This window comes from Acinetobacter sp. 24-47-47, assembly GCF_057737035.1.
This window is the reverse complement of sequence record NZ_CM173216.1, coordinates 2,397,940-2,421,232: the sequence shown is the minus strand read 5'-3', so window position 1 is coordinate 2,421,232 and position 23,293 is coordinate 2,397,940. Positions and strand designations below refer to the sequence as shown.

Here is a 23,293-nt window from a genome sequence, read left to right as displayed (position 1 = left end):
TTGGAAATCTTTATGTATCAGATTAATGCCTTAAACCCTAAAGATGAAGGGCATCACACGCGTAAGCGTTTTGGTCAAAACTTCTTACATGACCAACGTGTCATTGCCAAAATTGTGCGTTCGGTGAACCCGCGTACTGGTGACAATATTGTTGAAATTGGTCCAGGTCTTGCTGCTTTAACATCGCCTTTAATTGGTGAATGTGATGCTTTGACTGTCATTGAATTAGACCGTGATTTAGCAGCTGGATTACCGGGTCGTGTACCGCATCCTGAACGTTTAACTATTGTGGAAACTGATGCTTTACGCTACGACTTCACTGAATTGTTTGATGGTCGTCCGTTGCGTGTTGTCGGTAACTTACCTTATAACATTTCTACGCCTTTGTTATTTCATCTATTAGAGTTTGGTGACAAGGTCAAAGACATGCACTTCATGTTGCAAAAAGAAGTGGTCGATCGTATTACGGCATCACCAAATACCAAAGAATATGGTCGTTTATCAGTCATGATTCAGTACTACTGTAAACCGACATTCTTGTTTGAAGTGCCACCTGGTTCGTTCAACCCACCACCCAAAGTAACTTCTGCGGTATTTCGCTTAGAGCCGTATGATGTAAAACCAATAGTGGCGAAGAATGAAAAAGCCTTGGCACGTTTAGTCTCCCATGTATTTACACAACGCCGTAAGACACTTCGCAACAGTTTAAAAGGCATGTTGCAAGAGGAAGGATTTGAAAAAGCTGGTGTTGATCCAATGGCGCGTCCAGAAACATTAACACTTGCTCAATTTGTTGCACTTGCAGATCAAATGGTAGATGCATAAATGGCTGGTGAAAACATTCGATATAATTACGTGATTGGTGATGTTCAGGGCTGTTTTGAAGCTTTGAAAATGTTACTCAAGGAAATCAAATTTGATCCTGATCAGGATTTTTTATGGTTTGCGGGTGATTTAGTCGCACGTGGTGAGAACTCGATTGGCGCTTTACGTTTTATCAAGAAACTGGTCGATCGTGGCGTTGCTGCGACAGTCTTGGGTAATCATGATCTGACCTTGTTAGCGGGCGCAAGGGGCATTAAAGAGATTAAAGAGAAAGACAATACTCGTGATGTGATTGATGCGATTGACAGTGATGATTTAATCGACTGGTTACGCAAACAACCCTTATGTTTATGTCCAAATGAAAATATTGTCATTACACATGCGGGTATTCCACATATTTGGACAGTAGAGCAAGTGAAACAGTTTGCTCAAGAGGTTGAAACGGTTATTGCGCATGATGATTTTGATGTTCTGGATGCATTTTTGAAAGAAATGTATGGTAAAGAACCTACATTATGGTCAGATGATTTAACAGGATATGAGCGCTTACGATGTATCGTGAATTATCTAACCCGTATGCGTTTGACTGATCCAGAGGGTCGACTTGAATTTAGTTTTAAAGATGCTTTAGATGAGCCGATGCCAGCTGGCTATCAGCCATGGTTTGAATATGAGTCAAAAGCTGCTCAAACTCATCAAGTCATTTTTGGACATTGGGCTGCCTTACAGGGCAAAACAATATCTGCGCATATTCAGAATGTTGACGGTGGTTGTGTCTGGGGCAATCAATTAATGGCGTATCGTCTTGAAGATCAGCAAATGTTTGCTGTTGATAATCCTATGTTTGCATAGAATCTACTTTTGGTCGTTTTCGTCTAATAAAAAAGCCACTCATCAGTGGCTTTTTTATTTTCAGTTGTGGGTATATCAAGAGGTCGCTTTTAAAAAGTGAATAAAAGTAGGGAGCCAAACGGCTGTAAACGTTGCATTTACCGCCATACCAAATGCAGCATAACGACCAGCTACACTGCCTCGTTGCCAAGCTTGAGCTGTCCCAATCGCATGGGCTGCTAAACCGAGTGCTAAGCCTGAGGCACGCTCATCATTAATATGACGTAGTATGAGTGGTGAAAAAGCTGCGCCAATCACGCCAGATAAAATAACGATTAAAATGGCTAAGCTAATTGGTGCATGGAGTAAGGTCGCAATATTAATTGCGATTGGTGTTGTCACTGCACGTGTAGCGAAAGCCATAATGGTCGAATCTGCCATATGCAGTAGATACGCTAAGCCCATAGGCAATGCGACAGCACTGACACTAGCAAACACTAATATTCCTAAAATGCCTTTTAGTGGTAAATCGTCATAACGCATCGCTGCAAGTGGGATCGCGAGAGCCACTGTGACGTATCCTAATAAATGATCAAAAATCGGATTGACATCTTTCATGTAGTGATCATAAGGAATACCAATAATCAGTAAGATGACGATCACAAAGAACATCCCGAATACAATTACAGGAATCTGTGGTACAACACGGTTACAGGGTTTTGAAATTAAATAGGCGAATAACGTAATAGCAAAGCCGATTAAAATTGCGAGCATATTTCTCTCCTATAACCAGCGTTTTGCCATTTTGGCGTAAACCCAAAGTGGAATAAGTGTACTTAACGTGAGTACGAGTAAAAAAAGAGGAATTTCTTTACCCATATGAACCAACATAACCAATGCCCCAGCACTAATTGGTAAAAATGCGAAAGCACTTTCTTTCATGATTTTATTATTTACATCGACAACTCTGGTTGGAAGAGTGCCAAATCTACGCCAAGCAAACAGTACAAGTAGTAAGGAAAGCAACCCGACAAGATTGCCCAGTTCGGGATGATTCAATTGAGTCATAAGCCAAACTGAACCTTCTCGGAAGCCAATAATAAGCACTATGGTGCCAATCCATGCTGGCCAATCTATCGTTTTCATCCACTGCATCATGATTATACTTTTAACATTATTTATCACGTTTTAACTGATTTATGATTTGATTTCAAACTCTTCTAAAGGTCTTTTAAATTGTTGCGCCTTATCACCAAGAATTTGATCAATTGGTAAATGTGCTTGTTTTATAAGTTGCTCTAATTTATGTGGCGCAATTTGAATATTTAAAATCAAATGACCTAGATCATCATAATGTTCAGACTGAATCACATTTAATTCATACAGTTGATTGCGTAATTTGCCATATTCAGGACTGAGTGTGAGTTCAAATTGTTGTATTTGCCCCATTAAACATTCTTGAACGGCTTGTCGCAGTAAATCTAAACCTTGACCTGAGTGTGCTGAAACATAGACTCGATCGGGCAAATTGGGAGAAGCATAAATGATTTTAGGCTCTTCACCCGTTTGATCAATTTTATTGTATACGCGTAATATTGGCACCTGAGCCCCAATTTCTTTCAGGACTTTTTCAACAGCATCAATTTGCTCAAGCTTTTCTGGACTATTTGAATCGATAACATGCAAAAGCAAAGTCGCCTCAAGTGTTTCTTCAAGGGTTGCTTTGAATGACTCTACTAAGGAGTGTGCAAGATTGCGAACGAATCCCACTGTGTCAGCCAAGACCAATGTTCCAATGCCATCCCAATTTAATCTTCTTAAAGTTGGGTCAAGAGTTGCGAACAATTGATCTGCTGCATACACATCACTTTCAGCAAGAATATTAAATAGGGTGGATTTTCCTGCGTTGGTATAACCGACTAGAGACACTGTTGGAATAGACGCTTTTTGACGCGCTGCACGACCTTGAATTCGTGTTTGGCGGACTTTTTCAAGTTTGTCTTTGAGCTGGGTTATGCGGAGACGAAGTAAACGACGATCTGTTTCTAATTGTGTTTCACCTGGACCACGTAAACCAATACCACCTTTTTGGCCATCTAAGCCCATGCGACCACCCACTAAACGTGAAGCGAGATGGTCTAACTGAGCCAATTCAACTTGTAGTTTACCTTCATGTGTTCGTGCGCGTTGTGCAAAAATATCTAAGATCAGGCGAGTACGATCGATAACACGACATTGAATAACACGCTCGAGATTACGTTCTTGAGATGGTGTGAGGGAATGATCGAAAATGACAATATCAGCTTCTACCGCTGCAACAAATTCGGCGATTTCTTCAGCTTTACCCGAACCAATAAAAAATTTAGGGTCAGGTTTAATACGTTGAGCTTGTATATGTTCAAGAATCTCTGCACCAGCAGATTTGGCCAATAAACGAAATTCTTCTTGATCAAGATCTTCTAATATTTGGACATTAACACTCACCAAGACCGCACGTTCATTTGCTTGATTTTGTCCAGTAACTTCCACTCAGCTAATACTCCACATCAAAACTCTAGTGTAGAGGAAATTGAACAATTGAGGGAAATAGATTTAAATTAACCTAAAGCGGTTTTGAACATAAGTATAAACGCCAGCATAAATAAAAAGACGCCACCGACAATTGATGCCAATGAGAAGAGTGCCGACCAGATGGGAATGACTTGATTTGATGGTGATTGAGTTGTAGTTTGCATAATTTTTAAATCTATAAATTCGATTTAAAAATTATATTTTATTGGGTATTTGAATTGAAATTGAATTTTCAAATCTATGTATACGGTTTTTATAATCAATGCATCTCTGGTGAGCTCAGTATAGAATGGAGCTATAGTGGATAACGCCTGTTATTATTCAGTGAAATAATTTATGACAACATTAAAGCCTAAAAAACTCAATTTATTTTCAAAAACAGCGCTATATAGCCAAAAAATCATCTCAGGTACTGCTGCTGTCACTGAAGGGTTTTATTTAATTTTTAGGCATCAAATGTATAAAAATCCGAATAATCCAAACAATACTCGCTATGTACAACATTTTTGCCGTCGCTTATGCAAAGTTTTTAATATCGATTTACAAGTACATGGCAACATTCCTCGTGAACCCGCATTATGGGTGAGCAATCATATCTCTTGGTTAGATATTCCTGTATTAGGTTCGAGTGCGCGTGTATTTTTCTTAGCAAAAGCAGAAATTGAAAATTGGCCGATTTTTGGGAAACTTGCCAAGGGTGGTGGAACACTGTTCATTAACCGAGGTTCAGGAGATTCGGTCCGTATTAAAGAGCAAATCACAGAATTTTTGAAGCAAAATATTCCTGTCTTATTTTTTCCAGAAGCAACCACGACTGATGGAACTAAAGTCAAAAAAGTGCATGGAAGACTTTTAGCTGCAGCTATCGAGGCTCAAAAACCTGTGCAAGTTTGTTTAATCTGTTATGTCAATCAAGAGGGGGAGTTAGATCAGGTTGCTCCCTTTATCGGAAATATTGGATTTACAGCGCATCTCAAAGCAGTATTGGAAATGCCTCAAGTCGTTGCACATTTAACAGCTTTGCCCACGATTGATGTTACTGGACATACAGTTGAAAGCTTAACGAGAGAAGTGCAACTCAGAATGCAGGAAGGATTGGAAGTATTACATCAAAAAGTGCTCAAAGCTTAATCAGTAGAAGCAAAGCAGGGATCATGATGATCCCTGCTTTTTACATGAATCCTTCTATTGGCAACCACGAGATAACTTTCAAGCTTGCTTTTTGCCACCATTTCATTTTTGGTTCTTTGGTATAGATTTTAATACCTTCAGGTGTCGCTTGTTTCCATTTAATATTATTTTGTGAATCTAGAACTAATTTATAGGCATATTTTTTTAGGTTCTGATCCATGGTTTTATGCACAGCTTGCGCTAGGGGCTGGCTGTTTAAAATGACGCCAATTTCAGTATTTAAATTGGCTGAACGTGGATCAAAATTAAATGATCCGATAAATACTTGCTTATCATCCAAAGCCATCATTTTTGCATGCAGGCTTGAGCGACTCAGCCCTTTAAGGCTCACTTTGGACTGCTTAGAAATTTCAATATTATTTTTATTTTGGAATTCTTCTGGCAAAGCAGGGAGGAACTCATATAACTCTACGCCGTTTTGCAGTAAATCCTGACGATATTTCGCATAAAATGCATGTACAAGCGCAACATCATTGGCTTTAAAAGAGTTGGTCAGTACGCGAACTTTAACGCCATCTTGTGCGATCGCACTTAAGCGTTGCTCACCCTTGCGTTCAGGAACGAAGTAAGCGGAAATGATATCGACACTTTTTTCTGGTTTCTCTAAGCGTTCAACCAGTTGAAAGTTGAGATGTTCTTCTTTCTTAGCTTTCGCTTTGATTTTTTCAGGAGAATCTTTGATGACTTCTGCTTTCACCCAATCCAGCTTAATTTCTTGATTGAGCCAACGATCAAAATCATGAGATTCACGAGTAATTTCAACATAACTACGTACAGCACCATCATCAAAGTGCTTTTGCAGTTGCTGTTTTAAACCTTCATAGCGCAATGTATATTGTTGATGATTGACAATATTTTTAACTGGATAGGCATATTCATGATTCCAGTACTCATCAAACGAGTGTGTAATATCACTTACTGCATGACCGACAAGCATGACATCAACATCTGAAAATTGATATCGGTCACTGACATTGTAGTATTGATTACTCATATTTCGGCCGCCAATCAGGGTAATTTGATTGTCAGCTGTAAACGTTTTGTTGTGCATCCGTCGATTGATACGTTTCAGATCCAAAATCATATCAACGGGTCTAAGGCGTCGGAATTTATAAGGATTGAATAACTTTACGTCAATTTTTTGATGTTGATCCAGCGCGAGATAAATACTTTCCATCGTCTTAGCGTTGTTGTCATCCATTAACAATCTGACTTTTACACCACGATCAGCAGCTTGAATGATTTTATAAAGAGCCAATGCACCTACACGGTCGTTATCCCAAATGTAATATTGAAGGTCGAGTGTTTTCTCAGCTTTCTCAATTAATTGAAAACGTGCAGCTATCGCTTCGATTGGATCATATAAAACATGAAAACCTGTTAATTCAGGATTCTTAATTTTCAAAGGTTCGACAATTTGCGCCAATGAAGTGCCATGAGTGTCGATGTCGTACGCATATTGAGGTGCAATAGCTTGTTGAGTGGGTAAAGTTGAGCATGCAGGTAAAGCAAGAACCAAACATGAACTCATGATGAAGCGCATTTTAAAAGATGTTTTCTTTTGGCGATTCAATTGTTGAGATTGATTCTTTTCCATGTGATTTGCTTGCATAATCTATTCTTTGAACTCAATGTGCTAAAGTATAAAGAGCACCATTTAAAAGATAAATGAACCACTCAGATTATTCGTCTGATTTAATGAAAGAGATTGAATATGTGGACAACAAATAACATCCTTGCTGCGTTCTATATTATTTTCTCGCTCTTCGCTATTTGGGGAGTCACGCAAGCATGGATGAGCCAATCTCGAACTGAAACCATACATCCATTTAAAGCCTTTGTTCATCTCTTGGCATTTTATCTTTCTTATTTACTTGTTCCGTTGTGGTTTTTTAGTATTTTTGCTACTTGGCAAGGTATATTTTCATTGCATGAAGGTGTGTTTATTTTCTTGTTGAGCAGTGTATTGATTTATGCACGTTTCATTGAGCCTCATCGTGTAGTAGTGAATAACCTGAGTTACAAGTTAAGTTCGGCGCAACCCTTTAAACATCCGATTAAAGTGGCATTAATTGCAGACTTACATATTGGATTGTTTTCTGGGCATGAAAGACAACTGAAAATTATCGTGAATAAGATTAATCAAGCTCAACCAGATTTAGTGGTTGTGGCAGGTGATTGGACCTATGAACCAGAAAATAAGCTGGCAGAAGAGCTCCGAGTATTAAGAGAAATTCAAGCGCCTGTCTATTCTGTGAATGGTAATCATGATGAGCAATATCCAGGTCCACCGATTCAGGCATTATTAAAAGATGCGCTAGCTTCAAATCAGGTGATGGATATTGAAGGTAAGATTGTTGAGTTTGATGAGTTTAGATTGATTGGTGTGGGGGATTTGTGGGCAGGTAAGGCTGACATGCGGGATATGCCTGATTTACCACAAGATAAGCCGTGGTTAATTCTGTCACATAATCCGGATACGGTGGATATGGTGCCAAAATTGCCAACTCATCCGTTGATGTTGTCAGGGCATACTCATGGGGGACAAGTGGAACTTCCGTGGTTGACAGATTACATCATGAAAAAAGTGTCTATCTTGGGTCATAAACGTGGTTTATATAAGCATGAACATGCCAATGTTTATGTGTCCGTAGGTACTGGTATGGTAGGTGTCCCATTCAGATTCAGAGTACCACCGATGATTGATATCATTGAGCTCAGCTAATAAAAAAACCGGCTTAAGCCGGTTTTTTTATTAGCTGAAAGCATCAAATTTGATTATTCACATCATCATGTTTCGTTTCGCGAATCATGAGGAAAGCAATCAGCGAAAGGATTGATGCAGCCGTCAAATAATAGCCTACTGCAGACAAACCATATTCAGTTGCCAATTTCGTTGCAATCAAAGGTGCGAAAGATGCACCAAAAATACCAGCAAGGTTAAATGTTAACGCCGAACCAGTATAACGCACCGATGTCGGGAAGATTTCTGAAAGTACCGTACCGATTGGACCATAGGTTAAGCCCATAATCGCAAGACCAATACATAAGAATAAGAACACAATCAGTGTACTTCCTGACTCCAACATGTCCGCAAAGAAAATACCAAAAATAGCAGAAATTACACACACCGCGATCGAAGTGGTTTTACGACCGAACTTTTCCGCAAAAATTGCAGAAAGGGGAATAAATGCTGCAAAACAAAGCGTTGCAACCAACTGAAGTTGTAGGAACTCTTCACGAGAGTAACCTAATTGTTTTGTACCCCATTGCAAAGCAAATACAGTGGTTAAGTAAAAAACTACGAAAGTACAAATGGCTGCAATCGTTCCGAGTACAAGCATTTTTGAATGCTTTTTAAAAACTTGTACAAAAGGAACATTCACTTCTTTTTGTTTATCAAGCACGTTTTGGAATGCTGGCGTTTCATGCAACTTTAAGCGAATCCACAAGCCTACAATCACCAATAAGGCACTTGAAATAAATGGAATACGCCATCCCCATGACATGAATGCTTCTTCACTCATGAATGCCCCAAGCGTAAGGAAAGAGCCTGTGGCAAGGATGAAGCCGATTGGTGCACCAAGTTGAGGGAACATACCGTACCAAGCACGTTTGCCTTCTGGCGCATTTTCAGTTGCGAGTAGAACTGCACCTGACCATTCGCCACCTAAACCTAAGCCCTGACCTAATCGGCACAAAGCTAAAAGTAAGGGTGCCACAATGCCAATTTGCGCATAGGTTGGAAGTAAACCAATCGCAACGGTAGAAAGTCCCATGGTTAGCAAGGCTGCCACTAAGGTTGCTTTACGACCGATTCGATCTCCCAAATGACCGAATAGTGCGGCGCCGATAGGACGTGCGATGAATGCGATTGCAAAAGTTGCTAATGATTGAATCGTTGCTGTCATAGGATCTGTGCTTGTTGGAAAGAACAAGTAGGGGAAAATAATGACTGCAGCTGTTGCGTAAATATAAAAATCGAAGAACTCGATGGTTGTACCAACGAGACTTGCAGTTAATACCCGAGTTTTAGAGTTTGCGGGTTGAGCTTGTTGTGATGCTGTATTAGACGCCATGAGAGACCTTACACTTACTAAAAATAAAAAACTTAGATTTAATAGCGTAATCTTTTTAAAAAAGGCGTAATTTCTTAAAAAAATACGAAATACCAGCTTGCTCTACGGTGTTAGGGTTGCTAGACGATGTAGTTAAAGTGGTTATAGCACGTAAAGATAAATAGACAGGAAATGTGATCCTGCACCTATCAATACAAAAATATGCCAGATAGCGTGAGTGTATCTTACCTTTTTTAAAGCATAAAACAATGCGCCTATGGTGTACGCAAGGCCACCAACAATAAGGAAGGTTAAACTTTGATCAGATAAATATGTGCGCATATCATCAATCACAAGTAATGCTAACCATCCCATTGCGAGATAGGCAAAAAGCGATATTTTTTGAAAATGGTGAATAAACACCAATTTGAATAAAGTGCCAATCGCCGCAATTACCCAAAGCGCAATTAATAAATAGTGAGCTTTTTGCGTTGGTAAAGCTATAGATAGAAAAGGCGTGTATGTTCCTGCGATGAGATAATAAATAGCCGTGTGGTCCAATTTTTTAAACCAACCCCGACGCTCAGGTGTTTCCGCAAAATGATAAAGACTAGACGCCGTAAAGAGTAGAACTAAACTAAGTCCATAGACCCATAGCCCGATACATTGTGCCAAAGGATAAGCAGCACCTTTTATAATCAATAAAATGGCACCGATGACGGCCAAGACAGCACCAATGGCATGACTGATGAAATTAATTTTTTCTTCTAATGGATCATACGAAGCAGGAGATGCTTTCATTGTTCACTTACACATTTAATTATACATCTGTATCGTAATTGAATTTTGCTTTTCGCGTAAGACGCATTAAAATTTAATAGCATTTCTTTTTTTGGCACTGTTTATGACCGTTTCGGCATCTTCCACCCCGCAAGAGCAACAATTTCTTGAAGCATTTCATCAAGCATTAGCTTCTCAGCGTTTTGATCGTATGATTCTGAGTCAATATCAGGGCGAGATAGAAGCTTTAGAGAAGATGACTTTACGCATGATTCGATTACAAGATGAATGGATGCTGAATGTTCTGTATCGCTTTAAAACTCAAGATGTGACCAAAAATTTTCCAATTGATGAAGCTGATCCGTTGGTGAGTAAATTGGTCAGTGAATGCAAACAAGCCAATCTTTTTACATTGGACAGCGAGTTACAGCTCAAGAAAAATAAGAAAAAAGCGATCTTAACTCAAAGTAAAAAGGCTTCAGTCTCCAAGATCATTGAAAAATCACACGACCGTCAAAAACACCGTTTTGTTGAGCAAGAAAGTTATTTTCTTCAACCGTTGGGTATTACGGATCAAAAAGAACAAATTATTCCAAGCATGGCGCGTAAGTGGAAACAGATTAATAAATTTGTTGAGATTTGCTCAGGCGCATTAAACCAAATTCAAGTTGATCAGCAGCTCAACGTTGTCGATTTTGGCTCAGGTAAAGGTTATCTCACCTTTGCACTGTATGACTACTTACAAAAAAATGATTATAATCCTTATGTTACAGGTGTGGAACTGAACGAGAAAATGGTTCAATTCTGTCAAGATGTTGCCCGTAAATCAGATTTTAAGCATTTAGATTTTTTCCAAGGAGATGTACGAACTTACTCGCCTGAAAAACTCGATGTCATGATTGCGTTGCATGCCTGTGATGTAGCAACTGATTTTGCGATTCATACCGGTATTCGATTGAATGCGCAAATGATTATGTGCGCGCCGTGCTGCCACAAAGAGTTGAGACCTCAAATGCAAAGTCCCTCTGTATTAAAACCAATGTTGCAGTTTGGTATTCATGAGGGGCAACAAGCTGAAATGCTGACAGATACAATTCGAGCGCTATTGTTAAAAGCCTATGGTTACGAGACTAAAGTTTTTGAATTTGTGGCTTTGGAACATACCAGCAAAAATAAAATGATTTTAGCCACCAAGCGCAAAGATTTGAACGCACCAGATCAGCAAGTGTTAGATCAAATAATTGCATTAAAAAATATGTATGGTATTCAAAAGCACTCATTAGAGTTGCTTCTAAAAGGAGAGTGGGAGCAACAAAATATTGGTGAAAAGTGCTAACACCCCTTTGGGAATTAACACATGAGTAATGTCTTCGATGTTCAAGTAGGTTCATGGTCGCAATTAAAGTGCTACGCGATGCAGATACGAGAGCAAGTATTTATTCTGGAACAACAAATTTCACCTGAAGACGAATGGGATATGGAAGATGAGACATCGATTCATTTCGTTGTTTTCCATGAAGGTGAGGCAATCGCCACGGCTCGACTACTTCAAAACCATAGTATTGGAAGGGTAGCAGTCATAAAGGCTTATCGAGGAAAAGGTGTTGGGTTTGAGCTCATGAAATTTATAATTGAGTTTGCTCAAAGGGAAAAGCGACCAACCTTGAATCTTTCTGCTCAAGTTCATGCATTACCATTTTATCAACGTTTAGGGTTTGAGCCCCAAGGTAAGGAATACTTAGATTGTGGTATTCCTCATGTTTATATGACGATGCAGCTTGAATAAAAAAACGGAGCCAATGCTCCGTTTTTTCATCACAAATATCAATGACTATGTGAACCTGATTCACCATCATGTGTATGACTGTGTTCGCCCATTGCTGCGTGTTCATCTTCAGTCATATTGTGTTCAGTTGCACTAGCTTGAGCAGCTTTGTTGGCTTCTATTTTTGCTGCTGCTTCTTCAGACATCACAGGTGATGCTTTGAATGCATGATGTTCACTGGTTTCTGTTCGTTGTTTACTTGGCATATAGTCAGGTTCATTTTCAATGGCTACATAGAAAATCACCATAAATATAATACTTAAAATGATCGCGATAATTAGCGCTTTCCAACCCCAAGGAGATTTTTCTGGTGAAGAGTGATCAGTCATAATGCTATACCAAGTTGGGTAAAATGAATCTGAGAATATGTTACTTTATAACACATATTTATCGACAAGACCGAAAAAAACCTCTTCGAAGAGAGGTTTTTAATTTATATCAATCAGATTGATTGACCAGACTGAACTTTGTCCTTGAGGAGTTGAGGTGCTTTAAAACGCTCACCATACTTCGCTTCAAGCTGATTCGCGCGCTCAAGCGCTTGTGCGAGTCCATATTGATTGAGGAACTGTAAAGCGCCGCCAGTCCAAGGGGCGAATCCTATGCCAAAAATAGAACCGATATTTCCATCAATGACAGACTCTAAAACGCCTTCTTCCAAACAGCGCAGCGTATCCAAGGATTGAACAAATAGGAAGCGATCAATCATTTCTTGTTCAGAAATATCTGTTTCTTTCGTCCAATGGTTTAAACCATCCCAAAGGTATTTTTTACCACTTTCAGGATATTCATAAAAACCAGCACCAGCAGCTTTCCCTTTACGCCCAAACTCATGGATCATTTGCTTTAAAACATCTTCAGCAGGGGAGTGTGGTAAATCTTTGCCTTCAGCCTGAAGCGCTTTACGCGTTTCGTTGGTCACATGCTCAGACAAGGTTAATGCGACTTCATCTTGGATTGCTAATGGACCGACTGGCATACCTGCTTTTAAAGCAGCCATTTCAATTTTGGCTGGATGTACTCCCTCAGCCAGTAAACGCAAACCTTCGTTGACAAAAGTACCAAATACGCGGCTGGTGAAGAAACCACGACTATCATTCACAACGATAGGTGTTTTTCCAATTTGTTGAACATAATCATAGGCTTTAGCTAGTGTCTCAGCTGAAGTCTCTTTACCTTTAATAATTTCAACCAACTGCATTTTATCAACAGGGCTAAAGAAATGCAGTCCAATAAAGTTTTTCGCATCTTTGCTTGCTGTTGCAAGACCTGTGATCGGTAAGGTGGATGTATTAGAAGCCATCACACCGCCGTCAACCAAATATTGCTCAGCTTCTTGAGTTACTTTGGCTTTGAGTTCTTGATTTTCGAATACAGCTTCAATGATTAAATCACAGCCTTGTAGATCGGATGCATTTGCTGTAGGGGTAATGAGAGATAAAATTTGTTCGCGCTTTTCAGCAGTCATTCGACCTTGTGAAACACGTTTATCTAACAGTTTTTGACTATATGCCTTACCTTTTTCTGCATTTTCAATCGATACATCTTTAAGGACGACTTGAATCCCCTTAATCGCTGTCGAGTAGGCAATGCCAGCGCCCATCATTCCAGCGCCTAAAACACCTACTTTCGTCGCTTGCCATTTTGCAGGCTCTTTAGGGCGGCTTTCACCTGATTTGATTGCATTCAGTCCATGCCAGAAAGTACCAATCATGTTTTTCGCAACTTGACCAGTTGCCAAATACGTAAAATAGCGAGATTCAATGGTTAATGCAGTATCAACATCTACCTGAGCACCTTCAACGGCAGCAGCCATAATGGCTTCAGGGGCTGGATAGCAACCTTTTGTTTTATCACGCAGCATCGCTGGTGCAATCGCAAGGACTTGAGCCACTTGAGGTGATGATGGCGTACCACCTGGAATTTTGTATCCTTTAACATCGAATGGTTGTTGAGATTTTGGATTTGCTTTAACCCAAGCAATCGCTTTATCCATGAGCTCTTGTTCAGAATCAGCCGTATCTTGAATTAAGCCTAGAGATTTTGCTTTTTCTACACCAAATTGTTTACCTTCCATCAAGAAAGGAAAAGCATTCTGCAAGCCGAGCAGTCGTACCATACGCACGATACCACCGCCACCTGGTAACAATCCTAAGGTAACTTCAGGTAGACCAAATTTCGCTTTAGGATCATTTAATGCAATACGAGCATGACAGCCTAATGCGATTTCCCAACCGCCACCGAGAGCTGTTCCATTTAATGCAGCGACAACAGGTACACCCAAGGTTTCAATATAGCGGAATTCCGCTTTCATTTTTTGGATCATGCCAAAGAATTCAGTGGCGTGTTCTGGTTGAGCTTGAATCAACTCATCCAAATCACCGCCTGCAAAAAAGGTTTTCTTTGCAGATTTAAAAATGATACCTGTAATGCCAGATTCGGCTTTCAGTTTTGTTACCGTCTCTTCCAAAGCAACTCGGAAATCTGCATTCATGGTATTGGCAGACTGATTAGGTGAGTCTAAGGTGAGAATAACAATGCCATCAGCATTTTTTTCAAATTGAATTGCACTCATTATTCTTCTCCTTATACCAATTCAATGATCGTTGCGATACCCATACCACCACCTACACACAGTGTAGCCAAGCCACGTTTTTTACCTTGACGCTCAAGTTCATCGAGCAACGTACCTAAAATCATGGCACCTGTCGCACCGAGTGGATGACCCATTGCAATTGCACCACCATTTACATTGACTTTTGCAGGATCGACATTGAGTTCATTAATAAAGCGCATTACTACAGCCGCAAACGCCTCGTTCACTTCAAATAAATCGATATCATCAATGGTTAAGCCAGCTTTTTCCAAAGCTTTGCGTGCCGCAGGTGCTGGACCAGTTAACATGATTGTTGGATCAGTTCCGACAAGCGCAGTTGCTAATACTTTGGCACGTGGTTTTAAGCCTTGTTCTTGAACCGCTTTTTCAGATGCAAGTAGAACAACAGCAGCGCCGTCTACAATGCCTGAAGAGTTTCCTGCATGGTGAACGTGATTAATCTTCTGAGCTTCTGGATATTTTTGTAATGCGAGTGCATCAAATCCCATACCACCCATCATTTCAAAGCTTGGATTTAATTTGGCTAAGCCTTCAACGGTAGTCGTTGGTTTGATGAACTCGTCTTTATCTAAAACGACAACGCCAGCTTTATCTTTTACTGGTACAATTGATTTATTGAAGTAACCATTCGCTTGAGCCGCTGCTGCTTTCTTTTGTGAATCTGCAGCAAAAGCATCTACATCAGCACGAGAGTAGCCATCTAAAGTTGCGATTAAATCAGCACCAATTCCTTGTGGAACAAAGGTAGATTTCAGGTTTGTTTCTGGATCGAGTGCCCATGGTCCACCATCGGAGCCCATTGGAATACGCGACATTGACTCTACACCACCTGCAACGACAACATCTTCCCAGCCTGAACGAACTTTCTGTGCAGCAAGATTGACAGCTTCTAGTCCTGAAGCACAAAAACGGTTGATTTGAACGCCTGCTACATCATCATTCCAGCCTGCTGCAATTGCAGCAGTTTTAGCGATATCACCGCCTTGATCACCAATTGGAGTTACACAACCCAGTACGATGTCATCGACTTTAGAAGTATCGAGTTGATGGCGAGTTTGAAGTTCATTTAACAGCGTTGTGAGTAATGTGATTGGTTTTACTTCATGTAAAGAACCATCTTTTTTTCCTTTTCCGCGTGGTGTGCGAATGGCATCAATGATGTAAGCCTCGCTCATAATAGTTCCTTTTTTATAGGTTGAAATTGTTATGGTGTTTTGAGTGTAGATGATCTATGTGATTGTGCAATGACGAGAACGGATGAGTCGTTTGATATTTTTGGTCACTGAAAAATTAAATGTTTTAGATTGTGAAATGAAAGTTTTTGACGAATTAAAAAACAAATTTGTATTGTGAATACTTTGATTATAATTTTGCTATATCAAATCTTTGGCGTTTGATATGGTAAGCTTTACAACATAAGAACCTTCATCATCTTCATCAACATACCAACCACCGTTAATTACAGCGGGCACTTTTTTATTGATAATCTGCCCTTTCAGTTTTTCAGCTTCTAATTTACTTAAATAGCCAACTGTTAATCCGTTGATTTCAACTTTGATCGCATTTGGATCGTATTGGTTAAATGGTTCTGATAGAACATGAGCAGTACATTCATGAAATTTAGATACAGATTTTTTTTGACCAGCTATTTTAAGTAAATTTTTTTGATATGCATTTTCTCCGACAATATTATAAGTGTACCGTATATCAGCTTGAGGTCGAGAGCTGTGCGATTTTACACTGTAAAAATAAATTGCTATTCCAATCAAAATTGAGATTAAGATTGCAGTAAGTGTCATCTTATTATTCCTTTAAATATTACGAATATTTTAATTTCAACTTGAATATTTTTGTTAAATAAGCACTTAAATCCATATGTAAAAAAAAGCCTGAACAATGTCAGACTTTTTTATGTTTGAATAAATTAATGATAACCATGTAATTGACGATACAGTCCTGGTGTTACCCCTGTCCACTTTTTAAATGCTCGGTGGAAGGTACTGGTTTCACTAAAGCCGACTTGTTGTGCCACATCTTCTAAAGTTAAAGATGGGTTTAACAGTAAGTGAATTGCAGCGTCTCGACGTAAGGCATCTTTTACACCTTGATAGCTCTTACCTTCAGCAGCTAAGCGACGGCGAAGCGTCTGTGGTGATAAATAAAGCATGGCTGCAACATCATTTAATGTTGGCATTTCTTCACCAATTTGGCTCTTCAATACTTCACGAATACGTGATGTGAGCGAATTGGTATTTTTGAATTTCACCAACAGTTTCGCTGGAGCACCTTTTAGAAACTCTTCCAAGGTGTTTTCATCTTGGCGAATTGGAAGATCTAAGTAGTCTGCAGCAAATGTGATTTCAGTACGAGCTGAATCAAATTGGATTACTGGTGCAAAAAATAACGCATCATATTCATCTGCATGTTGTGGGCGTGGATATGAAAAATGTACACGCTCTAACGGGATACGACGCTCAATGAGCCACGATGCCAAACCATGCCAGATCATGAGCATACTTTCAGTAATGAAATGGTCAGGATCCATTGTTTTTGGAATGAGTGGAACTAAGCGTGCTTCATGCTTATCGCGCTCTAAAGTCACAGACCACTCATCACCAAATAACTTGTAGAACTGTGATGATAACTCAAGCGCATCACCTAAAGTTTTGGCATGTATGATCAATTGACACATGATCGCAAAGGTCCCTAAGCGACGTGGCTGGATATCAAAACCAACGTGTTCATCTTGGGTAACCATCCACAGCATTTTAACAAAGCGTGTGTACTGCTCAGGAGAAATACGTGCTTTAGGTTGGCGGAGTAGTTCAGCTTCAATGCCGACATGTGAAAGTAAAGTGTCAACATCCATCCCTAGACGTTTTACCCCAGTCAGGGCTGCATTCACAAAATGGATACTTATCGTATCGCGACTCATGTTAAATCCTTCAGTCTCTTTGATGTTCACTGCTACTTGACCTAAATGACACAAAAAATAATTTAATTGGCAATTATCACTAGAGTAATTGCTCTTTTACATCATAAATTGCCGAAATGATCAAGGTAAATGGCTGAACATGACATTGTTAATCTTGTTTTATATTTCTATTATGGGTGAAAAATCAACATATTCTTGGTGAAAATAACAATGACAGCTGCATTAAAGGGATTGAAAGTTTTAGATTTTTCCACATTATTACCCGGACCTTTTGCGACTTTGTACTTAGCAGATCTAGGGGCAGAGGTGGTCCATATTGAGTCACCAAATCGACCAGACCTTGTCAGATTGTTGCCACCTTATGCAAATGGTCAAGCCACAGCGCACAGTTATTTGAATCGCAACAAGCAGTCGATTGCCCTAGATTTAAAAGATAGTCAGAGTATTGAACTCATTAAATCAAAAATTTCAGAATACGATATCGTCATTGAGCAGTTCCGTCCTGAAGTGATGCGACGCTTAGGACTCGACTATCAAACTTTATCTGAAATAAACCCTCGTTTGATTTATTGTTCAATAACAGGATATGGGCAAACAGGTCCTTATAAAGATAAAGCGGGACATGACATTAATTATATATCGCTCTCAGGGATTGCTGGGCATTCAGGTCGGCAGGAAAGTGGACCACCACCGATGGGGATTCAAATTGCTGATGTCGCAGGCGGTTCTTTACACGCAGTGATCGGCATTTTAACAGCCGTGATTGAAAGGCAACGAAGCGGTTTAGGTCAATATATTGATATCTCCATGACGGATTGTGCGGTGACCTTAAACAATATGGCCGCGGCAGCTGTACTTGCAGGTGGGCAGAATCAGTACCCTGAAAATGAACATCTGAACGGGGGAACATTTTATGACTATTATCAAACGCAAGACGGGCGCTATATCTCAATTGGAAGTTTAGAACCTCAATTTATGACAGGTTTGGCAACTGTATTAGAACTGCCTATCTTATTGGAAAAAGGAACTTCATTTGATCTTGAAGATCGAAAAGCAGTCAAGACTGCCATCGCTGATAAAATCAAGGAAAAAAGTTTTGATGTATGGCGTAAAACATTTTCTGAATTAGACGTATGTGTAGAACCTGTGTTAAATCTAGACGAAGCTCTGACGTCAGATTTGGCTCAACAACGTGCTTGGACAGTAGATGTACCTCTAAGGAAAGATGCAAATGAGGTAGAAAAACAGTTGGCTTGCCCAATTAAATTTTCAAGATCCAAGGCACAGTATCATTATATCGGCCAAACACTGGGTGAAGGGAACTGGTAGTCAAGGTATTGAATATATGAGAAAAAAGAGGCGATCTGTATCGGTTCTTTAGTCTATGCTGTCACACAGTAAATGAAATACTTTAGACTAAAGTCTATAATTGTCATGGAATGAAATTAGGCTGAGTCCCAATGGATTTAATTCAAGTAAATGGTCAACCGCGCTATGGGCGTTTTACAGAATTGCCAAGCGCAATTTCTGTTTCAAAATATATTTATAAAACGCCATATGGCAAAGTGCTCAAAGGGTGGAGAAAAAAACTTAAATATAAGAAATTTAAGTTTTGTAGTATCCAACATGAGCAATACAGCATTGGGATGGCTATCGTCGATATCGCTTGGGCGGGACATGGTTTCATCTATATCTATGACCATAACACCGGACAAGTCGTCGAGTGGAATGCGATTAATGTATTGGCACACAGTACGGTTCTAGATGAACAGCCACTATTTAATCATAGCCATTTTCAACATGGAAAAATCCAACTAGATATCCAACATGCCAATGGTGTTCGTTATATCAAAGTGATCAAACATGGTGAAGAAAAACTGTCTGCACGAATCTTTTGTGCTGGAACAGATCCTTTGTCGATGTGCAGTCCTACTGGTATTAATGGTTGGACCTATACTCAGAAACTAACTACATTGGCCGTTGAAGGGTATTTCATTAATAAACAAAAAGAAAAAATTGAATTTAACTCACGAACTTTTGCTTCGCTTGATGATACTTGCGGTTTTCTAAGACCTGAAACGGCTTGGTTTTGGCTATCTTCTAATTTTTGGGATGCGCAAGGAAACCGTGTGGGTTTGAATCTTGCCTCTGGCGTGAATGAAAGCTTTGGCAATGAAAACTGTTTGTGGATTAATGGGCGCCTTTATGCGTTGACGGATGTTCTTTTTGAAATGCAAAATGATCAGATGTGGACCATACGATCTATGGATGACAAATTACAATTGACCATTGAAACAGGCTGGCGCCGTTATGAAAATCTTAATCTTAGAATGGTAGGCAGCCAGTTCAGTCAGTGGCAATCTAAAATTACGGGTTTTATTATTTCAGATGATGGTCAGCATATTGAGCTTAATCAAGAGTATGGACTATTAGAGCAACATTACGCTAAATGGTAATGGCGTCATAACAACAAAAAAGTCCGATTGATCGGACTTTTTTTACATTCTTTTTTATATCGCAGCTTGCCAAAAAGCTTCACCTGCTTGAATTGGATCTTGAGTTTCAGCGAGCGTATCAACCCAAACTTGGTATTGATGAATAATAGGGTGTTGGTTTGGGTGGAAATCAGGTTTAAACCAGTCTAAATATTCTCGTTTTTTTGCCGTTAAAATGCCATCTTTCCCAAGCAACCATTTCAAGCCTTGAGCAAACATTTTTAACCTTTCAATTCGAGTAAAGCCATCTTGTTTGAGAAGTCCATGTGTTCTTTGCATGGTAAATCCAAACATCATAAGCGTAACTAAAACCAAGGCGGTATAACGTGTAAGGTTTGAAGTCTGCGCTACCTCGGTCATGACATCATACGCTACATCGCGATGTTCCATTTCTTCAATACTATGCCATGCAAATAAACCACGGACAAAAGGATGTGCATGGGCCATCGTACTTTTATGACTGAAAAAGGTCGTTGCCATTAAAGCGGTTAAGTGTTCGCATGAAGCGGTAATCGCAATATTAAAACGATCAGGATACCTTTTTAACGCATGTTTGAAACGTTGATTGACTTGATGAATATATTTTTCAATTGGCATACCTTGCTCAATTAAAATTTTATTCATTTTGTCATGGGCAATACCGTGTTGCGCTTCTTGTTGAATAAAGTCTTTCACACGTTTGGCTAAGACAGGATCTTGAATATGCGGTTGAAATAGTCGGACACACTGTATGAAATATCGTTCTCCATCTGGAAATGTCAAACTCAAAGCATCAAATACACGTGTTTTAAAAGGATCGTTGTTAAACCAAAATCGTGGTACTTCGTTAAGTCGGAAATCAAGGTGCTTACGAATCACTGGATGGTATGTGGTAATTGCATTCATTTTATTTTTATCACTTATGCAGAAAGAACAAGTATGTAAAAAAATCACATTGAGGTCATTATCTCTACAGGACAAAAGAAGAGAGAAGGAGATTAAAACTGTAAGTAATGTCGGCTAAATCATCCGAATAAAAATGATTTAGCCGGCGATAGGAATATTATCGAGCTGCTTGCCAGAATGCTTCACCAGCTTGAATTGGATCATTGGTCTCGGCTAATGTTTTTACCCAGACATCATATTGGGCAATCACAGGATGTTGGCTTGGATGAAAGTCTTTTTTAAACCAATCTAAGTATGGACCTTTCATTCTCGTTAACATGCCATTTCGACCGATAAACCATGGAAGTCCTTTGACGGTCATTTTGAAACGGTCTAAACGACTAAATCCGTCATACTTCAACATGATATTGGCACGATAAGTTGTAAATCCAAGCATCATGAAAGTTGTAAATGCCAAAGCAAATTGTCGAGTAAGGTCTGGAACATCACCGACTTGTTTCATGACATCAAAAGCCACATCACGATGCTCCATCTCTTCGATAGCATGCCATGCTAAAAGCGCGCGCACATAGGGGTGAGCATCTTCAAGGGTTGCTTTTTGACTATAAAAAGTATCAGCCATTAATGCAGTTAAGTGTTCGGCTGCAGCAGTCATGGCAATATTATATTGAGGTGAACGACGTGTCAGTTCGAATTTAAAAATTTTGTTAAGAACCTTAATAAATTGATCGACAGGCATACCTTGATCTTTCATGACCTGATTCATCTTGTCATGCGCAATTCCATGCTGTGCTTCTTGTCGAATAAAATCTGCGACGCGTTTTTGTAATTCAGGGTCTTTGATTTTATCTCTAAATAATCGAACTGATTCAATGAAGTAGCGCTCTCCGTCTGGGAAAGTTAGACTCAATGCATCAAACATACGGGTTTTGAATGGATCTCCACCAAACCAAAAACGAGGAATTTCTGAGAGCTTGAAATTGAGATTCGTGCGTACGACAGGATCAACTTGATATTTTACCAATGCGTTCATCTTATTTTCATTCATCCGCTTTAGATCGTTTAAGTATGTATGGCATTGGTCTGATTGTTTTGACAGTACTTGCCATTTTTTATACATTTTACGACAAATGAAAATGAATAAAGTCAATTTTGCCTAAAGGAATAGTGCATCGTGAAAGATATTCAAATACCCAATGGATATTTCCATTTATGGCAAACATTTATTCAAGTGAAACAGCTCGATAAAGAGATAAAGACTGCATTAAATCAGGATGTTGATACGCTGAATAAGATTTTGGTAGCACCGATTGCCATGCAATCATCTTATTCTTTTTTCTTAAAACTTAACTCTCTCACGCAGGTTTATTTGAATCGCGCCAATTATATTTTTGAAATGGCTCAATATGTGAAACCTGAGCATTTTGGTGTGCTTGGATATATGGCGACACGAAGTGAGACGGTGGCGGAAGCACTGAACTATATTTTAAGATTTAGCCGCTTGGTGATTGATGGTGAAGAGATTACACCCATGCAGATTCACCAGAACGGTGAAATACTGATTTTAAGCTGGCCGTTTATTTGTGATGACTATAATTTTATCAATGAGCTGACGAATGCCATGATGGTTTCATTGGCAAAGCAAATATTAGTGCATGATACCTTTCCACTGTATAAAGTGATCATGGCGCATGAAGCTATCGCACCATTGTATGAATATCAAAAGTTCTATGGTTGTCAGGTAGAGTTCAGCCATGTTGAATATCAGTTTCAAATTCGCACGCAGGGGTTGCAGCTAAAACCCCAACAAGCAGATCCTTCACTTATGCAATTGTTGGTTCAACAAGCGGAAGAGGCGATTGCATCAAAACCCGTGCAATCGAGTCTTGATCGGCAACTCCACTTAATTATTGCTGAGTATTTGCGTATTCGTCACGAAGCGCCAAAGATTGAAGATATTGCGACAGAATTATGTTTGTCGGTGAGGACTTTGCAACGACAATTAAAAGATCGCGGAACATCATTTAAACGCATACTTGAGCAAGAGCGGATGTCACAATGTGAGCGCCTATTAAATCAGGGGCTAGAGTTAACTGATATCGCAGTGCAACTCGGTTACTCAGATCAGTCTGCGCTTGCTAGAGCATTTAAAATGTATAATGGAATAACGCTGTTGCAGTTTAAAAAACAACTTAAACAACGACCAACTCAACACCATAATCTAAGTTAGATTATGGAAATAAAAAAGGTAAGCATGTAGCTTACCTTTAAAGACTTCAT

Annotated in this window: 22 protein-coding genes; 9 read left to right on the top strand and 13 right to left on the bottom strand. The window is 39.4% G+C overall.

Annotated features, from left to right (window positions below; translation table 11 throughout):
• Positions 1–12 precede the first annotated feature (12 nt).
• Together rsmA and AC1M9E_RS11330 are read left to right on the top strand one after the other, a co-directional pair.
• On the top strand, positions 13–825 hold the full coding sequence (gene rsmA / locus AC1M9E_RS11335; RefSeq protein WP_035270009.1) for a 16S rRNA (adenine(1518)-N(6)/adenine(1519)-N(6))-dimethyltransferase RsmA: 813 nt from the start codon (positions 13–15) through the stop codon (positions 823–825).
• Entirely contained in the window at positions 826–1,677 is an 852-nt protein-coding gene (locus tag AC1M9E_RS11330; protein WP_092768500.1) for a symmetrical bis(5'-nucleosyl)-tetraphosphatase, read from the top strand.
• 75 nt (positions 1,678–1,752) lie between these two features.
• On the opposite strand, the gene AC1M9E_RS11325 is transcribed toward AC1M9E_RS11330, so the two are convergent.
• From AC1M9E_RS11325 to hflX, 3 genes are read right to left on the bottom strand one after another with little or no spacing between them, the layout of a single operon-like run.
• A complete protein-coding gene (locus AC1M9E_RS11325) occupies positions 1,753–2,430 on the bottom strand; it encodes an LrgB family protein (RefSeq protein WP_035270007.1) in 678 nt (225 codons plus the stop codon).
• Between the two features lie 9 nt (positions 2,431–2,439).
• Entirely contained in the window at positions 2,440–2,811 is a 372-nt protein-coding gene (locus AC1M9E_RS11320) for a hypothetical protein (protein ID WP_092768555.1), read from the bottom strand.
• A gap of 42 nt (positions 2,812–2,853) precedes the next feature.
• The gene (gene hflX / locus AC1M9E_RS11315; RefSeq protein ID WP_488224798.1) at positions 2,854–4,185 is read right to left on the bottom strand and encodes a ribosome rescue GTPase HflX; all 1,332 of its coding nucleotides are present in this window, start codon (positions 4,183–4,185) and stop codon (positions 2,854–2,856) included.
• Between the two features lie 378 nt (positions 4,186–4,563).
• Here hflX and AC1M9E_RS11310 point away from each other — a divergent pair, with 378 nt between their 5' ends.
• The gene (locus tag AC1M9E_RS11310; protein WP_092768504.1) at positions 4,564–5,358 is read left to right on the top strand and encodes a lysophospholipid acyltransferase family protein; all 795 of its coding nucleotides are present in this window, start codon (positions 4,564–4,566) and stop codon (positions 5,356–5,358) included.
• 40 nt (positions 5,359–5,398) lie between these two features.
• Here the strand turns inward: AC1M9E_RS11310 and AC1M9E_RS11305 are convergent, their stop codons facing one another.
• On the bottom strand, positions 5,399–6,961 hold the full coding sequence (locus AC1M9E_RS11305; protein WP_488225212.1) for a phospholipase D family protein: 1,563 nt from the start codon (positions 6,959–6,961) through the stop codon (positions 5,399–5,401).
• A 171-nt stretch (positions 6,962–7,132) separates the two neighbouring features.
• Between AC1M9E_RS11305 and AC1M9E_RS11300 the strand changes: the two genes are divergently transcribed.
• Positions 7,133–8,143, top strand: a complete 1,011-nt coding sequence (locus AC1M9E_RS11300) for a metallophosphoesterase (protein WP_035270000.1) — start codon at positions 7,133–7,135, stop codon at positions 8,141–8,143.
• Between the two features lie 43 nt (positions 8,144–8,186).
• Here AC1M9E_RS11300 and AC1M9E_RS11295 read toward each other — a convergent pair whose 3' ends face one another.
• Positions 8,187–9,497: an MFS transporter gene (locus tag AC1M9E_RS11295; RefSeq protein WP_035267948.1), complete on the bottom strand. Its 1,311-nt coding sequence runs from the start codon at positions 9,495–9,497 to the stop codon at positions 8,187–8,189.
• Positions 9,498–9,638: 141 nt separating this feature from the next.
• On the bottom strand, positions 9,639–10,277 hold the full coding sequence (gene trhA / locus AC1M9E_RS11290; protein ID WP_481608218.1) for a PAQR family membrane homeostasis protein TrhA: 639 nt from the start codon (positions 10,275–10,277) through the stop codon (positions 9,639–9,641).
• Between the two features lie 103 nt (positions 10,278–10,380).
• Here trhA and AC1M9E_RS11285 point away from each other — a divergent pair, with 103 nt between their 5' ends.
• A complete protein-coding gene (locus AC1M9E_RS11285) occupies positions 10,381–11,592 on the top strand; it encodes a class I SAM-dependent methyltransferase (RefSeq protein WP_481589547.1) in 1,212 nt (403 codons plus the stop codon).
• Between the two features lie 21 nt (positions 11,593–11,613).
• The gene (locus AC1M9E_RS11280; protein WP_092768513.1) at positions 11,614–12,042 is read left to right on the top strand and encodes a GNAT family N-acetyltransferase; all 429 of its coding nucleotides are present in this window, start codon (positions 11,614–11,616) and stop codon (positions 12,040–12,042) included.
• Positions 12,043–12,080: 38 nt separating this feature from the next.
• On the opposite strand, the gene AC1M9E_RS11275 is transcribed toward AC1M9E_RS11280, so the two are convergent.
• The 5 genes from AC1M9E_RS11275 to AC1M9E_RS11255 form a co-directional block, all read right to left on the bottom strand.
• A complete protein-coding gene (locus AC1M9E_RS11275; RefSeq protein WP_481608217.1) occupies positions 12,081–12,410 on the bottom strand; it encodes a hypothetical protein in 330 nt (109 codons plus the stop codon).
• A gap of 113 nt (positions 12,411–12,523) precedes the next feature.
• Positions 12,524–14,656 (bottom strand): 3-hydroxyacyl-CoA dehydrogenase NAD-binding domain-containing protein, encoded by a 2,133-nt coding sequence (locus tag AC1M9E_RS11270; RefSeq protein ID WP_481608216.1) that lies wholly within the window; start codon positions 14,654–14,656, stop codon positions 12,524–12,526.
• Positions 14,657–14,667: 11 nt separating this feature from the next.
• Positions 14,668–15,873: an acetyl-CoA C-acetyltransferase gene (locus AC1M9E_RS11265; RefSeq protein ID WP_481608215.1), complete on the bottom strand. Its 1,206-nt coding sequence runs from the start codon at positions 15,871–15,873 to the stop codon at positions 14,668–14,670.
• A 198-nt stretch (positions 15,874–16,071) separates the two neighbouring features.
• Positions 16,072–16,497, bottom strand: coding sequence for a hypothetical protein (locus AC1M9E_RS11260; RefSeq protein ID WP_488224797.1), 426 nt, complete (start codon positions 16,495–16,497; stop codon positions 16,072–16,074).
• 125 nt (positions 16,498–16,622) lie between these two features.
• A complete protein-coding gene (locus AC1M9E_RS11255; protein ID WP_092768523.1) occupies positions 16,623–17,633 on the bottom strand; it encodes an AraC family transcriptional regulator in 1,011 nt (336 codons plus the stop codon).
• Positions 17,634–17,843: 210 nt separating this feature from the next.
• Here AC1M9E_RS11255 and AC1M9E_RS11250 point away from each other — a divergent pair, with 210 nt between their 5' ends.
• Positions 17,844–18,962 (top strand): CaiB/BaiF CoA transferase family protein, encoded by a 1,119-nt coding sequence (locus AC1M9E_RS11250; RefSeq protein ID WP_481608213.1) that lies wholly within the window; start codon positions 17,844–17,846, stop codon positions 18,960–18,962.
• Between the two features lie 131 nt (positions 18,963–19,093).
• Positions 19,094–20,089 (top strand): DUF2804 domain-containing protein, encoded by a 996-nt coding sequence (locus tag AC1M9E_RS11245; RefSeq protein WP_092768527.1) that lies wholly within the window; start codon positions 19,094–19,096, stop codon positions 20,087–20,089.
• 54 nt (positions 20,090–20,143) lie between these two features.
• Here AC1M9E_RS11245 and AC1M9E_RS11240 read toward each other — a convergent pair whose 3' ends face one another.
• Positions 20,144–21,013 (bottom strand): metal-dependent hydrolase, encoded by an 870-nt coding sequence (locus AC1M9E_RS11240; protein ID WP_481608212.1) that lies wholly within the window; start codon positions 21,011–21,013, stop codon positions 20,144–20,146.
• A gap of 157 nt (positions 21,014–21,170) precedes the next feature.
• Positions 21,171–22,046, bottom strand: coding sequence for a metal-dependent hydrolase (locus AC1M9E_RS11235; protein ID WP_481608211.1), 876 nt, complete (start codon positions 22,044–22,046; stop codon positions 21,171–21,173).
• Positions 22,047–22,187: 141 nt separating this feature from the next.
• Here AC1M9E_RS11235 and AC1M9E_RS11230 point away from each other — a divergent pair, with 141 nt between their 5' ends.
• Positions 22,188–23,243, top strand: a complete 1,056-nt coding sequence (locus tag AC1M9E_RS11230; protein ID WP_035267928.1) for an AraC family transcriptional regulator — start codon at positions 22,188–22,190, stop codon at positions 23,241–23,243.
• Positions 23,244–23,293 lie beyond the last annotated feature (50 nt).

Excerpts from the sequence above, each read along its gene's own strand:
- AC1M9E_RS11250 (WP_481608213.1), top strand. The coding sequence starts at position 17,844 with ATGACAGCTGCATTAAAGGGATTGAAAGTTTTAGATTTTTCCACATTA.
- AC1M9E_RS11300 (WP_035270000.1), top strand. The coding sequence starts at position 7,133 with ATGTGGACAACAAATAACATCCTTGCTGCGTTCTATATTATTTTCTCG.
- AC1M9E_RS11310 (WP_092768504.1), top strand. The coding sequence starts at position 4,564 with ATGACAACATTAAAGCCTAAAAAACTCAATTTATTTTCAAAAACAGCG.
- AC1M9E_RS11330 (WP_092768500.1), top strand. The coding sequence starts at position 826 with ATGGCTGGTGAAAACATTCGATATAATTACGTGATTGGTGATGTTCAG.
- AC1M9E_RS11270 (WP_481608216.1), bottom strand. The coding sequence starts at position 14,656 with ATGAGTGCAATTCAATTTGAAAAAAATGCTGATGGCATTGTTATTCTC.
- AC1M9E_RS11235 (WP_481608211.1), bottom strand. The coding sequence starts at position 22,046 with ATGAACGCATTGGTAAAATATCAAGTTGATCCTGTCGTACGCACGAAT.
- AC1M9E_RS11305 (WP_488225212.1), bottom strand. The coding sequence starts at position 6,961 with ATGCGCTTCATCATGAGTTCATGTTTGGTTCTTGCTTTACCTGCATGC.
- AC1M9E_RS11265 (WP_481608215.1), bottom strand. The coding sequence starts at position 15,873 with ATGAGCGAGGCTTACATCATTGATGCCATTCGCACACCACGCGGAAAA.
- AC1M9E_RS11255 (WP_092768523.1), bottom strand. The coding sequence starts at position 17,633 with ATGAGTCGCGATACGATAAGTATCCATTTTGTGAATGCAGCCCTGACT.
- rsmA (WP_035270009.1), top strand. The coding sequence starts at position 13 with ATGTATCAGATTAATGCCTTAAACCCTAAAGATGAAGGGCATCACACG.
- AC1M9E_RS11280 (WP_092768513.1), top strand. The coding sequence starts at position 11,614 with ATGAGTAATGTCTTCGATGTTCAAGTAGGTTCATGGTCGCAATTAAAG.
- AC1M9E_RS11295 (WP_035267948.1), bottom strand. The coding sequence starts at position 9,497 with ATGGCGTCTAATACAGCATCACAACAAGCTCAACCCGCAAACTCTAAA.
- AC1M9E_RS11245 (WP_092768527.1), top strand. The coding sequence starts at position 19,094 with ATGGATTTAATTCAAGTAAATGGTCAACCGCGCTATGGGCGTTTTACA.
- trhA (WP_481608218.1), bottom strand. The coding sequence starts at position 10,277 with ATGAAAGCATCTCCTGCTTCGTATGATCCATTAGAAGAAAAAATTAAT.
- AC1M9E_RS11260 (WP_488224797.1), bottom strand. The coding sequence starts at position 16,497 with ATGACACTTACTGCAATCTTAATCTCAATTTTGATTGGAATAGCAATT.
- AC1M9E_RS11325 (WP_035270007.1), bottom strand. The coding sequence starts at position 2,430 with ATGCTCGCAATTTTAATCGGCTTTGCTATTACGTTATTCGCCTATTTA.
- AC1M9E_RS11285 (WP_481589547.1), top strand. The coding sequence starts at position 10,381 with ATGACCGTTTCGGCATCTTCCACCCCGCAAGAGCAACAATTTCTTGAA.
- AC1M9E_RS11240 (WP_481608212.1), bottom strand. The coding sequence starts at position 21,013 with ATGAATGCAATTACCACATACCATCCAGTGATTCGTAAGCACCTTGAT.
- AC1M9E_RS11320 (WP_092768555.1), bottom strand. The coding sequence starts at position 2,811 with ATGCAGTGGATGAAAACGATAGATTGGCCAGCATGGATTGGCACCATA.
- AC1M9E_RS11275 (WP_481608217.1), bottom strand. The coding sequence starts at position 12,410 with ATGACTGATCACTCTTCACCAGAAAAATCTCCTTGGGGTTGGAAAGCG.